This is a genomic window from Salinicola endophyticus, assembly GCF_040536835.1.
In the GTDB taxonomy this organism is placed as follows: Bacteria; Pseudomonadota; Gammaproteobacteria; order Pseudomonadales; family Halomonadaceae; genus Salinicola; species Salinicola endophyticus_A.
In genome coordinates this window covers 4,284,925-4,297,854 of record NZ_CP159578.1, presented here as the reverse complement: position 1 = coordinate 4,297,854, position 12,930 = coordinate 4,284,925, and the positions used below count along the sequence as shown (strand labels likewise).

Below are 12,930 nucleotides of genomic sequence, written 5' to 3'. Positions count from 1 at the left end.
CGTTCGCCCAGACGCTGATGGCTCTCTTATTAGCGCTGAAGGCGCTTCTCTAAACGCCGATGGCGCTTGTTTAAACGCTGATGGCTCTCTCCTGCGCGTCAGCGGGCTGAGCCGTTGGGTGGCGGGGCCACGGCGCTGGGGCTGGCGGCGCGAGTGGCTGCCGATCTTGAAGGCAGTGGATTTCGCTATGCGCCCGGGTGAGCTGATTGGCCTCGCCGGGGTCTCCGGGGCGGGCAAGTCGACGCTGCTCAATCTGATGCTGGGTCTGGCACGTGCCGACAGCGGCGAGATCTGGTGCCAGGGCCGGCGCATTCGGCCCGGCTCGGTGCGTGCGCTGCGCTGGTACCGCCGGGTGGTGCAGTACATCCCGCAGGACCCGGCGGCCTCCCTCGACCCGCGTATGCGAGTCCGTGAACTGGTGCGCGAGCCGCTGGTACATCTGGGTATCGATGACGATCACCGGCGCCGGGTGAGCGAGGCGCTGGCGCAGGTGGGGCTGGATGGCAGCTTTCTCGAGCGCCGCCCGGCGTCGCTCTCGGGCGGGCAGGCGCAGCGCGTGGCGATTGCGCGGGCGATCGTGGTGCGGCCCCGGCTGCTGCTGGCGGACGAGCCGCTGAGCGGGCTCGACCTGCCGGTGCAGGCCAAGGTCACCCAGGTGCTCAAGTCGCTCAACCACGATGCCGGCATCGGCCTGTTGCTGATCTCCCACGATCTCTCGGTGGTGTGCCGGCTGTGCCAGCGCACGCTGATCCTCGACGCCGGCGAGATCATCGAAGACCGCCCCACCGCGGCGCTGTTCCGCCAACCGGCGCAGGCGCATACCGCGGCGCTGCTGCGCGCCGCCACGACCTTTTCCACGGCTTTTCCCGCGCCCGGGGCGCCTTCAAAGGCTGCCGCGTGCCGCACCATGATCCAGGAGATCCCCTCGTGACCTTCCCTGCTACCGCGATGTTCGGCACCGCCGCGCCGCTGCGCGCTTCCTCGATGCTGGCCGCGTCCCGGCGCGGCGCGGCCACACGCCAACCAGTCAGCCTGTTGCGTCGCGCCCTGGCGCTGCCGCTGATGCTGCTGTCGTTTTCTCTCCTCGCCGGCTGCGGGCAGGATGAGGAGACCTCGGCGGCGCGTGACGATGCTCCCGAGAAGACGCAGACGCAGGATCGGCGCCTCCGCGTCGCCATGCTGCAGCCGCCGCGCTCTGGGCTCAATCCGTTGACCGATGACGCTTTCAAGCTGTCACGCTGGCGCACCGCCGAGACGCTGATTCGGCTCGATACCGATGGCGATCCGCAGCCGTTTCTGGCCACCGAATGGGAACGGCTCGACCCGCAGACCTGGCGTTTCACCATCCGCCCGGGCGTGACCTTTCACGATGGCAGTGCGCTGACTGCCGAGCGCGTGGTCGCCTCGCTCACCGCCGCGACCAACGCCGTGCCCAAGCCGCGCATTCTCGATGGGGTCGAGATGCATATCGAGGCGGACGGCGAGAACGCCGTCATCGTGCGCACCGCGGATGCCGACCCGCTGGTGCCCAACCGGCTCTCCAGCCCGCAGCTGGCGATCATGGCGCAGCGGGCCTATACCCAGGCGGGCCACGTCGACCCCACCCGCGCGGGCACTGGGCCCTTCGTGCTCACCGAGATCAACGGCACCCAGAGCGCCACCCTCGAGCGTTACGACGGCTACTGGGGCGAGCGTGCCGAACTCGCCGGCATCGACGCCGACTACGTACCCGATGGCACTGCCCGCGGCGCCGCGCTGCGCACCGGGGCGGCGGATGTGGTCGAAGCTGTACCGGTGTCGCAGGTGGCGCTGATCGACCCCACGCTGATTCATGAAGTGCCGATGCCGCGTACCAACACCCTCTATCTCAATACCGCCTCCGGTGCGTTCCAGGACCCGGCTCTGCGTGCGGCGGCACGCGAGGCGCTCGACCGTGGTGCCATCGTGCGCACCGTCTACGAGGGGCGCGCCGATGTCGCCGAGGGGCTGCTGGGCCCGGCCCTGGCCTGGGCCAGCGGGCTGCGCCAGCCGCACGATTCGCGCACCGCGGCCGCCGAGCCGAAGGGGGCTTCCATCACACTGGCCACCTTCACCGATCGCGCCGAGCTGCCGGAAGTGGCCGTGCTGCTCGAGCAGCAGCTCGAGGCGGCGGGTTTCGATGTTCAGCAGGAGGTGCGCCAGTACGCGCATATCGAATCCGACATGCTGGCGGGCAAGTTCGACGCCTTCATCCTGTCGCGGGCGACCCTGCTCGACTCCGGCGACCCGGTCGCCTACATGGTCAGCGACTTCTCCTGCGCGGGCTCGTTCAATATCGCCCAGCTGTGCGATCCGGCGATCGACGCGGCGCTGGCGAAGGCCGGCGATCTGCCGCCGGGCCCCGAACGGCGCCAGGCGATCATCGCTGCCGAGGCGGCGATCCTGAAAACGGACGCCGCGATCCCCATGCTTCACGAGCGGGTGATCCAGGGCGAAGCCACCGGCGTGGTCGGGGCACTGCGCGACCCGCGCGAGCGCGAGCTGATCGATGAGCACACCCACTTCCGTCAGGCTGACGATGCCCGCTAGTCAGCCATCGAGTGCGACCCCGGGGGCTGCCGGGATGGCATGGCGCTGGGAGGCGTGGCAGCGCCTGCTGCCGACGCTGTCGCGGCTGGTGACGCTGGCCGGCGTGGTGGTACTGGTGGGGCTGCTGCCGTGGCTCTCCGGGCGCGATCCGGCGCTGAGTATTCTGCGTGCCCGCGCCGGTGATCAGAATCCGAGTGCAGAGGCGCTGGGTGCCATCCGTACCCAGCTCGGCCTGACCATGGGGCCGTTCGAGAAGCTGGGCCACTGGCTGAGCGGGCTCGTGCACTGCGATGCCGGTGTCTCCTGGATCTCCGGCACCCCGGTGCTGCCGGGCATGTTGCAGGCGTCACAGGTCTCGCTGACGCTGATGGCGGCAGCGCTGGGCGTGGCGCTGGTGGTCACCCTGCTGCTCTGCCTGCCGACGCTCAAGCGCGGGCTCGCCGGCGAGTCGGCCCCGACCTCCGGCGCGCTGGGGGCGGCGCTCACCGCGCTGCCGGAATTCCTGCTCGCGGCGCTGCTGCTGGTGGTATTCGCCGCCTGGCTCAACTGGCTGCCGCCCTATGGCTGGGGTGACTGGCGCCATCTGATTCTGCCGGCGGTTGCCCTCGGCCTGCCCGGCGGCGGGCTGCTCGGGCGGCTGTTCAGCGACGCGCTGACAGCGGCATTCGCCGAGCGCTGGGTGGTGACCTGGCACGTGGCCGGCTTTGCGCGCCGGCGTATCGCTCTGGCGGCGATCCAGCGCACCTTGCCCAGCCTGCTGCCGCAGGTGGGGCTGGTGATGGTGGGGCTGACCGGTGGCGCGATCGCGGTGGAGCAGGTGTTCTCCATCCCCGGGTTGGGGCGGGCCACCTTGGGGGCCGCCTCGGCCCAGGACCTGCCTGCACTGCAGACCGGTATCCTGATTCTGCTCGTCATCGCCATCGTGCTGGGTGGCGCCGCCAATCTGTGCCGGACGCTGCTGCTGGGGCGTACGCTGCGTGCCGGCGCGGTGCCGGTGGCGGTGACGCCACCCCGCCCCGGGCGTTGGCGCTGGCTGGTACCTGCGCTCGCGGCGGCGGCGCTCGCGCTGATCATCGTCGCGGGGCTTTGGCGCGATCCGCTGAGTTCGGCCTACCTGCGGCTGCAGCCGCCGAGCCTGGCGCTGCCGCTGGGGGCCGACGGTATCGGTCGCGATATTCTGGCGCGGGTCAGCCATGGCGCGCTCTCGACCATGGGCATGGCGCTGCTGGCTGTGGGCATCACCTTCGTGCTCGGGGTGACGATCGGGCTGATGCCGCGTCTCGCCGCCGGGCCGATCGAGATCACCAACGCCACCCCGCCGGTGATCGCCGGGCTGGTCGTCGCCGGCCTGATGGGGCCCAGCGCCAGCGGCGCGGTAATAGCGGTCACCCTGGTGAGCTGGGCGCCGCTGGCGGCCCACACCGCAGCGCTGGTGACCGAAACGCTGGGCCAGCCGCACGTGCGCATCACCCCGATGCTCGGCGTGGGGCGGCTGCGGTTGCTCACCCGCTATCTGCTGCCGGCGGTGGTCGGCCCGGTGTTCCGCCACGCCATGCTGCGCCTGCCGGGCACCGCGCTGGCGCTGGCGGCGCTGGGCTTTCTCGGGCTGGGCCCACGGCCACCGGCGCCCGAGTGGGGGCTGCTGCTGGCCGAGAGCCTGCCCTATCTCGAACGCGCGCCCTGGGCGGTACTGGTGCCCGCGCTGGCGCTGGTGCTGATGTCGATCCTGGCGGTCTCGCTCTCCAGCGCCGGGTCGCTACCGCGGTGGCGTCGGGCGGCAGCGCCGGCCCCGGCCTGAACGCCCGCGGCTACCGTGGTCTCCTTGCCAGACGCGACGCCTCTCGCCACCCATAGGACATCGGTGCCACGAGGCGTCTTTAGCTCACCGCCACCAGCAGGCTCTCCAGCGACTCGCGCGGGATATCCCGAGTGATGAACACCAGCCGCGAGCGGCGGTCTTCGTCGGGCCAGGCATCGAGCTCCACCGGCGGGTGGAAGATGTGCTGCACGCCATGGATCACGGTGGGGCGCTCGCGCCCGGCAAGATTGAGGATGCCCTTGATGCGCAGCATGTTCTCGCCCATCAGTGCCGCCATCAGTTCGAGCCAGGCCTCGAAGCGGCCGAGGTCGATCGGTGCATCCAGGATGAAGCAGTGGGCGCGTATGCGGTCGTCGTGGCGGTTGGGGTCGCGCGTGGGATCGGGTGCATCACCGTCCATCGACGTGAGCAGCGGTCCGGCACCCGCGGGGCCGGCACTGAAGGCCAGCCCGGACAGACTCGGTGGCTGGGCGTAGGCGTCGATCCAGCGGGCGAGATCGGGGCGGGTGCCGTCTTCCCCCATCAGGCCCAGCCCGGTCAAGGCGCTGGCCTCGATCTCCCCCTGCACCACCTGGCGCTGGCCGGCCCCCGGGTTGATCTCGGCCAGGCGCCGGGCGAGTGCTGCCAGCGTCTCAGCGGGGGCCAGATCGGCCTTGGTCAGCAGCAGGCGGTCGGCCACGGCGGCCTGCTTGAGCGCTTCCGCGTGCTGGTCGAGGGTGGCGCTGCCGTGGACGGCATCGACGGTGGTGACGATGCCATCGAGACGGTATTGGCCGACCAGTCTGAGTTCGGTCATCAGGGTGTGCAGGATCGGCGCCGGGTCGGCCAGGCCGGTGGTCTCGATCACCACACGGTCGAACTGGCGCCGCCCTTCTCGCGCGTAGCGCCAGGGCGCATCGCGCAGCGTGCGGGCGAGGTCGCCGCGAATGGTGCAGCACAGGCAGCCGCTCTCCAGCGCCACCACCTCGGTCTCGTCGGTGGCGCTGAACAGGCGATGATCGAGCCCGATCTCGCCGAACTCGTTGATGATCACCAGGGTGCGGTCCATCGCCGGCTGGCGCACCAGACGATTGAGCAGGGTGGTCTTGCCGCTGCCGAGAAAGCCGGTCAGCAGGGTGACGGGGATGGGTGTCGTCGCGGTGTTGGGCATGGCGGTCGGACCAGAGAGTGGATGCGTGTCGTCGATGAGAAGCTTTGTGTCGGGATACCATAGCATGCCGTTATTGTTATGTTATAACGTATCTATAACGTGTCATGTCGGCATCGTCACGCCGTTGGCGTGTCGGCCCGTCGCGGTGACACCCACAGGGTCGATATGACATCGCCCTCACTTTTCGTTGTCGGAGGTCCTCATGAAAACGCGTGCCGCCATTGCCTGGGAGCCGAATCGCCCGCTGGAGATCGAAGAGATCGATCTCGAAGGGCCCAAGGCGGGCGAGGTGCTGGTCCGGATCGTCACCACCAGCCTCTGCCACACCGATATGTTCACGCTCTCGGGGCGCGATCCCGAAGGGCTCTTCCCCTGCGTGCTGGGTCACGAGGGCGTGGGGATCGTCGAGGAGATCGGCAAGGGCGTCACCTCGGTCGCCCCGGGCGATCACATCATCCCGCTCTACACCCCGGAAGACCCCAACTGCCCCTATATCCAGTCCGGCAAGACCAACCTGTGCCAGACGATTCGCAAGACCCAGGGGCAGGGCCTGTTGCCGGATGGCACCAGCCGCTTCTCCTACAAGGGCAAGATGCTGCGCCACTACATGGGCACCAGCACCTTCAGCGAGTACACCGTGCTGCCGGAGATCGCGGTGGCCAAGATCAACCCACAGGCGCCGCTATCCAAGGCGTGCGTGATGGGCTGTGCGGTGCCCACCGGTATCGGCGCGGTGCGTAACACCGCCAAGGTGCAGCCGGGAGATACCGTCGCCGTATTCGGCCTCGGCGCGGTGGGCATGGCGGTGATCCAGGGCGCCAAGCTGCAGGGCGCGGGGCGGATCATCGGGATCGACGTCAACCCGGCCAAGTTCGCCCTGTCCGAGTCGCTGGGCGCCACCGAGTGCCTGAATCCGAACGAGCACCCCGAGCCGCTGCATGAAGTGATCATCGACATGACCAACGGCGGCGTCGACTTCTCCTTCGAGTGTGTCGGCAACGTGCGCCTGATGCGCGCGGCGCTGGAGTGCTGCCACAAGGGCTGGGGCGAGAGCATCATCATCGGCGTCGCCGGGGCCGGTGAGGAGATCGCCACGCGGCCGTTCCAACTGGTCACCGGGCGAGTCTGGCGTGGCAGCGCCTTCGGTGGCGTGCTGGGGCGGTCGGAGCTGCCGGGCATGGTCGACGAGTGGCTGTCGGGGCGCTTCGACGTCGACCCCTACATCACCCACAACATGACCCACGATCAGATCAATACGGCGTTCGATCTGCTCCATCGCGGTGAGGCGATACGCTCGGTGATCCACTACCAGCCGCAGGAGACGATGACCGGCGATCTCCCCGGGGTGACCCTCGGCGACAGCAAGAAGACCCCCGAGCCCGCCTGATCGCCAACGATTTAGCGCAGCTTGAACTCGCATCAACGCCCGGCTCGTCAGAGTCGGGCGTTGGCGTGAGAACGGACTTTGATGAGGCCACTATTTTTCTGATGCTGTTTTTATAACGCTATCGTTCTGATTCTATCTCTTTGATTCTGGGCGCCGGTCTGGATCTGCTGACGCCGGACGATATCCCCGCAGCAGATGGCACACCAGCATCGCCAGGGCCGCGAGCAGGACGGCGGCGCTCATCAACAGCAGCGAATGGGTGATCGAGAACGCTGCCTTGGCGGCCTCGACCAGGGCGCGAGCCTGGGGCGCGGTGAGGCTTTCGGCGATCACGTAGCTGTCGCCGATGGAGCGCGACGCGCGTTCGGCCAGGGGCGTGGCCAGTTCGGGGTCCAGGGTGAGGCTGTGACGGAACACGCGGCTCATGAACACGCCGAACAGGGTGATGCCCAGGCCCGTACCCAGCTCGTAGGCGGTCGCTTCGAGCGAGCCGGCCGCCGCGCCCTCGCTGGGCGCCACCGAACTCATGATGGCGATGGACGAAGCGGTCAGGCCGATGCTCAGGGCCAGACCCAGCAGCGCCAGCAGGGCCGGTACGCCGACACCGGGATGATGGAAGTCGGCCACGGCCAGCCATGCCAGTGCCACGGCGGAGAGTGCCAGGGACGCACTGGCCACCAGACGCAAGCCATAGCGGTGGGACAGGTGACCGGCGACCGGCCCCCCGAGCGCGGCCGCGGCCATGATCGGGATCATAAAAATGCCGGCCTGCAGCGGTGTCTTGCCCAGTACGTACTGCAGCTCCTGTGCCAGGGTCAGTTCGACCCCCGCCAGGGCACCGCTGGCGAGCGTGGCCATGATGATGCCGGCGAGGATCGCCGGGCGCGAGAACAGCGCCAGATCGAGCATGGGCGTCGTCGCGTGCAGTTGCAGGCGCGCGAACAGGCCCAGCAGCGCGGCCCCCAGCAGGGTGGCCGGCAGCGCCACGCCTAGCGGCTGGGTGCCTCCCACTGAGGCCTTGATGCCATACACCAGCCCCAGCATGCCGCCGATCAGTAGCAGCGCCTGGCCCGGTGTCCAGGTGCCCGGCGTGGTCACCTCGCTGCGCGGCAGCAGGAGGAATACCAGCGGCACGACCCCGAGCATGATCGGCACGTTGAGCAGAAATGCCGAGCCCCACCAGAAGTGCTCCAGCAGCGCCCCGCCGATCAGCGGCCCCAGCGCCGCGCCGGCCGCGCCCACCGTGCCCCACAACCCGAGTGCCAGGGCGCGCTCGCGCTCGTCCTCGAAGGTGCGGCGGATGATGCCCAGTACGCATGGCATGATCATCGAGCCGCCGAGGGCCAGCAGGACCCGCGCGCCGATGAGCAGGGCCGGGGTCGGCGCGAAGGCGGCTAGCAGCGAGGCGAGGCCGAATACCACCAGACCGCCGAGCAGCACGTGGCGGTTGCCGACCCGGTCGGCCAGGGTACCCATCGGCACCAGCAGGCCCGCCATCAGCAGCGGATAGATGTCGATGATCCACAGCACCTCGGTGGCCGAGGCGCCGAGCGCCAGGGTCAGCGAGGGCACGGCGATATGCAGGATGGTCATGTCGATGACCACCGGCAGGAAAGCCAGCATCACCGCCAGCAGGATCAGCCAGCGGCGAGGAATGGTGGGCAACCGTGACATCGCGCTCCTCCATTGTCGGGCTTGAGAGAGTGCCGGGACGTGTCAGGACCTGCGGCGACGCCCTGCGCGCCAGGCGCTGAAGCGTTCCTGGGTGCCGATGACGAAGACGAAGAACGCCGGTACGAAGAACACTGCCAGCAGGGTGCCGCTGAGCATGCCGCCGAACACGCCGGTGCCGATGGCGTGCTGGGTTTCGGCACTGGCGCCGGAGGCGATCATCAACGGCACCACGCCGAGGGTGAAGGCCAGCGAGGTCATCAGGATCGGGCGCAGGCGTAGACGCGCGGCGGTCACGGCGGATTCCACCAGCGGGCGGCCTTCGGCGTGCAGCTGGCGGGCGAACTCGACGATCAGGATGGCGTTCTTCGCCGACAGGCCGATGAGGGTGATCATCCCCACCTTGAAGAACACATCGTTGGGCAGGCCGCGCAGCATCACCGCGGCTACCGCGCCGAGCAGACCCAGTGGCACCACCAGCATCACCGACAGCGGGATCGACCAGCTCTCGTAGAGCGCCGCCAGCACCAGGAACACCACCAGCGCCGAGAGCGCCATGAGCATTGGCGCCTGCGACGCCGACTGGCGCTCCTGCAGCGACTGCCCGGTCCAGGCCACTGCGTAGCCCGGCGGCAACTGCGTCACTAGGCGCTCCATCTCGGCCATCGCCGCACCGCTGGAAACACCCGGCGCGGCGCCCCCGGCGATGCGCACGGCGGGAAAGCCCTGGAAGCGCAGCATTTGCTGCGGCATCTCACCCCATACCGGCGTCACCACCTCGCGCAGCGCCACCATGCCGCCGCTGGCGTTACGCACGCGCAGGCCGAGCACGTCGTCGAGCTGCATGCGCGCCGGGGCGTCGGCCTGCACGATCACCTGCTGCATGCGCCCGGCATTGGGGAAGTCGTTGACGTAGAGCGAGCCCATGGCCGCCGACAGCGTGTTGCTCACGGCGGCGAAGGACAGCCCCATGGCTTCGGCCTTCTGGCGGTCGATCTCCAGACGGATGCTCTCGCCGGGGGGCAGGCCATCGGGGTAGACATCGCTGACGAGCTTGCTCTGTGCGGCCAGTGCCACCAGCTGCGCCTGGGCCGTCAGCAGCGCGGCCTCGCCCCGATTGGCGCGATCCTGCAGGAACAGGCTGAAACCGGATGACGTACCCAGCTCGTCGATCGCCGGCGGCATCAGGCTCATCACCGTACCCTCGACGTTGTCCGCCATGGCCTGCTGCGCCAGCTCGGCTTCCTCGGCGGCGGTGGCGCCGTCGCGCTGATCCCAGTCCTTGAGCATGGTGAAGGCGATGGCCGCGTTGGGGCCAGAGCCGGAGAAACTGAAGCCCAGCACTACCAGATTGGCATCCAGCGCCGGGCGCGTGGCCACGTGCGCCTCGTAGGCCTTGACTACTTCCAGCGTGCGTTCGCTGGTGGCGACGGTGGGCAACTGGATGGAGGTCATGAAGTAGCCCTGGTCCTCGTCGGGCAGGAAGGACGACGGCAGCCTCGTGGCCGCGAAGGCCAGCACCGCGCAGAGCACGGCGAAGAGCGCCATCATCCGCCCGCTGCGCCCGAGCAGGCGCGTCACCCGCGTACTGTAGTTCGCCGTGAGGCGCTCGAAGCCGCGGTTGAAGGCACCGAAGAAGCCGCGCTTGGCATGATGATCCGCGCTTACCGGGCGCAGCAGCGTGGCACACAGCGCCGGGGTCAGGCTCAGGGCGAGGAAGGCCGAGAACAGGATCGATACCGCCATCGACAGGGTGAACTGCTGGTAGATCACCCCCACCGAGCCGCTGCCGAAGGCCATGGGGATGAAGACGGCGGTGAGCACCAGGGTGATGCCGATGATCGCCCCGGTGATCTCGCGCATCGCCCGCAGGGTCGCGGCTTTCGGCGACAGGCCCTGGGTGGCCATCAGCCGCTCGACGTTCTCCACCACCACGATGGCGTCGTCGACGATGATGCCGATGGCCAGCACCATGCCGAACATGGTCAGCGAGTTGATCGAGAAGCCGGCCAGCAGCATTACCGCGAAGGTGCCGAGCAGCGCGATCGGGGCGACGATGGCCGGAATCAGCGTATAGCGCAGGTTCTGCAGGAACAGCAGCATCACCAGGAACACCAGCGCCATGGCCTCGAACAGGGTGTGGACCACCTTCTCGATGGAGACCTTGACGAAGGGCGCGGTGTCGAACGGCACCGAGTAGGTCATGCCCGCTGGCAGGCTCGGCGCCAGCTCGGCGAGACGCTCACGCACCGCCGCGGCGGTGCGTACGGCATTGGCGCCGGGCGAGAGCTGAATGGCGGCACTGGTCGCCGCCACCCCGTTCTCGCGGTTGGAAAAGCCATAGGACTGCGCGCCCAGCTCGACCCGGGCCACGTCGCCGAGCACCACCTTGGCGCCATCGACGCTCGCGCGCAGCACGATGGCGGCGAACTGTTCCGGGGTGGAGAGTTGCCCTTGTACGGTCAGCGGCACGGTCACGCGCTGGCCCTGCACGGTTGGCTCGTCACCGATCCGGCCGGGAGCGATCGAGGTATTCTGCTGTTCGATCGCCTGGGCCAGGTCGTTCATGGTCAGCCCGTAGGCGGTGAGCTTGTGCGGGTCGACCCAGACGCGCATCGCCTGCTCGGCGCCGAACAGCTGCACGCGCCCCACGCCGTCGATACGACGCAGCTCCTGGACGATATTGCGCGCCAGGTAGTCGTTCAGCGCGATCTCATCAAACTGGCCGTTGGGCGAGGTCATGCCGACCATCATCAGAAAGTTGGAGGCGGCCGACTCCACCTCCAGGCCGTTCTGCCGCACGGCCTGGGGCAGGCGTGACTCGACCGCCCTGATGCGGTTCTGCACGTCCACCTGGGCCAGCTCGGGATTGGTGCCCGGCTTGAAGGTGGCGGTGATCTGCGCGCTGCCCGAGGCATCCACCGAGGACTCGAAGTAGAGCAGGTTCTTGACCCCCGAGAGTTCGCGCTCGATCAGGCTAACCACCGAGTCGTTGAGGGTCTGCGGCGTGGCCCCCGGGTAGGTGGCGGTGAGACTGACCGAGGGCGGCGCCACCGAGGGGTAGCGGGCGATGGGTAGCTGCGGGATGGCGATGACCCCGACCAGCACGATGAACAGGGCGATGACCCAGGCGAATACCGGGCGGTTGATGAAGAACTGCGGCATGACGATCTCTCCGAACTCAGCGCGCGGCGGCGCTGAGGGGTTCGCCGCTGGCAGCGGGCTGCCAGCGGCGCGTGGCGACCTGGGTCTCGGGTCTCAGGCGCTCGATGCCCTCGATGACCACCTGCTGCCCGGCGCTGAGCCCGGACACCACGCGGTAGCGGCCCGCGACCAGCTCGCCGAGTTCGACGGGCACCTGGCGCACCAGGTCCTGGCCATCGACCACCCACACGCTGGCCTGGCCCGCCGTGCGGGTCACCGCCTGCTTCGGCACGCTCAGCGCGGCGGGGTAATGCGCGCGGGGAATCCGCGCCTGCACGTAGAGGCCGGGCAGCAGGCGGTGCTGCGGGTTGTCCACCCGCACGCGCAGCAGCACGTCGCCGGTGCCGGCATCCACCTGGATGCCGGAGAACAGGATGCGCCCGAGCAGGCCCAGGGGCTTGCCGTCGCTGCCGAGGATCTCCACGTTCGGTTCCGGCGTCGCCGAGCCGACCTGCTGACGCAGCGTCTCCAGTCGCGAGGCGGGCTGGCGCACATCGACGTAGACCTGATCGATCTGCTGGATGCGCGCCATGGGCGTGGTATCGGTGGATGAGACCAGCGCGCCTTCGCTGACCATTGCCTGGTCGATGCGTCCGGCGATCGGCGCCTCGACGCTGGCGAAGCGCAGGTCCAGCTGGCGCCTTGCCAGCGTCGCTCTGGCCTGGGTCACATCGGCGGCGGCCTGATCGCGCAGCGCGATGGCGTCGTCGTAGGCCTGGCGGCTGATCGCCTCGCTGCGTCTCAGCGTGGTCAAACGCTCAGCCTTGGTGCGGGCCTGGGTCAGCGTCGCCTGGGCCCGTTGCAGCGCCGCCGCGGCGACGTCGACCTCGGCCTTGAAGGTTGCCGGGTCGATCTGGAAGAGCGTGGTGCCGGCTTCGACCTGGCTGCCCTCCTCGAACAGACGCCGCTTGACGATGCCGGAGACCTGGGCCCGCACCTCGGCGCTGCGTACGGCGGCCACGCGCCCGGGCAGCGCTTCATGCACCCACAGCTGGTGGGCGGTCAGTGTCATCACCGAGACCGGGGTCGGTGCGGCTGGGGCCGCGTCGGTGGCGGCGGACCGGGAGTCGCAGCTGGCCAGCCCGGCGATCATCAGCCCGACGATGATCATTCGGGCGATCATCGGCCGGG

8 protein-coding genes are annotated in these 12,930 nt (G+C 69.1%); 4 read left to right on the top strand and 4 right to left on the bottom strand.

The window, feature by feature from the left end; genetic code table 11:
• The first annotated feature begins 187 nt into the window (after nucleotides 1-187).
• From ABV408_RS19340 to ABV408_RS19330, 3 genes are read left to right on the top strand one after another with little or no spacing between them, the layout of a single operon-like run.
• Nucleotides 188-931, top strand: a complete 744-nt coding sequence (locus tag ABV408_RS19340) for a dipeptide/oligopeptide/nickel ABC transporter ATP-binding protein (protein ID WP_353980495.1) — start codon at nucleotides 188-190, stop codon at nucleotides 929-931.
• Nucleotides 928-2,568 (top strand): ABC transporter substrate-binding protein, encoded by a 1,641-nt coding sequence (locus ABV408_RS19335; RefSeq protein ID WP_353980494.1) that lies wholly within the window; start codon nucleotides 928-930, stop codon nucleotides 2,566-2,568. The genes ABV408_RS19340 and ABV408_RS19335 overlap by 4 nt, the downstream gene beginning before the upstream one ends.
• The gene (locus ABV408_RS19330; RefSeq protein ID WP_353980493.1) at nucleotides 2,528-4,366 is read left to right on the top strand and encodes an ABC transporter permease subunit; all 1,839 of its coding nucleotides are present in this window, start codon (nucleotides 2,528-2,530) and stop codon (nucleotides 4,364-4,366) included. The genes ABV408_RS19335 and ABV408_RS19330 overlap by 41 nt, the downstream gene beginning before the upstream one ends.
• A 79-nt stretch (nucleotides 4,367-4,445) precedes the next feature.
• On the opposite strand, the gene ABV408_RS19325 is transcribed toward ABV408_RS19330, so the two are convergent.
• Complete coding sequence (locus tag ABV408_RS19325) at nucleotides 4,446-5,537, bottom strand: GTP-binding protein (RefSeq protein ID WP_353980492.1); 1,092 nt, start codon at nucleotides 5,535-5,537, stop codon at nucleotides 4,446-4,448.
• A gap of 202 nt (nucleotides 5,538-5,739) precedes the next feature.
• Between ABV408_RS19325 and ABV408_RS19320 the strand changes: the two genes are divergently transcribed.
• Nucleotides 5,740-6,924 (top strand): S-(hydroxymethyl)glutathione dehydrogenase/class III alcohol dehydrogenase, encoded by a 1,185-nt coding sequence (locus ABV408_RS19320; RefSeq protein WP_353980491.1) that lies wholly within the window; start codon nucleotides 5,740-5,742, stop codon nucleotides 6,922-6,924.
• Nucleotides 6,925-7,056: 132 nt separating this feature from the next.
• Here ABV408_RS19320 and ABV408_RS19315 read toward each other — a convergent pair whose 3' ends face one another.
• From ABV408_RS19315 to ABV408_RS19305, 3 genes are read right to left on the bottom strand one after another with little or no spacing between them, the layout of a single operon-like run.
• Complete coding sequence (locus tag ABV408_RS19315; RefSeq protein ID WP_353980490.1) at nucleotides 7,057-8,598, bottom strand: MFS transporter; 1,542 nt, start codon at nucleotides 8,596-8,598, stop codon at nucleotides 7,057-7,059.
• 42 nt (nucleotides 8,599-8,640) lie between these two features.
• Complete coding sequence (locus tag ABV408_RS19310; RefSeq protein WP_353980489.1) at nucleotides 8,641-11,760, bottom strand: multidrug efflux RND transporter permease subunit; 3,120 nt, start codon at nucleotides 11,758-11,760, stop codon at nucleotides 8,641-8,643.
• Between the two features lie 16 nt (nucleotides 11,761-11,776).
• Nucleotides 11,777-12,922 carry an efflux RND transporter periplasmic adaptor subunit gene (locus ABV408_RS19305; protein WP_353980488.1) on the bottom strand — a complete coding sequence of 382 codons (1,146 nt, stop codon included), beginning with the start codon at nucleotides 12,920-12,922 and terminating at the stop codon, nucleotides 11,777-11,779.
• Between the last annotated feature and the right edge of the window lie 8 nt (nucleotides 12,923-12,930).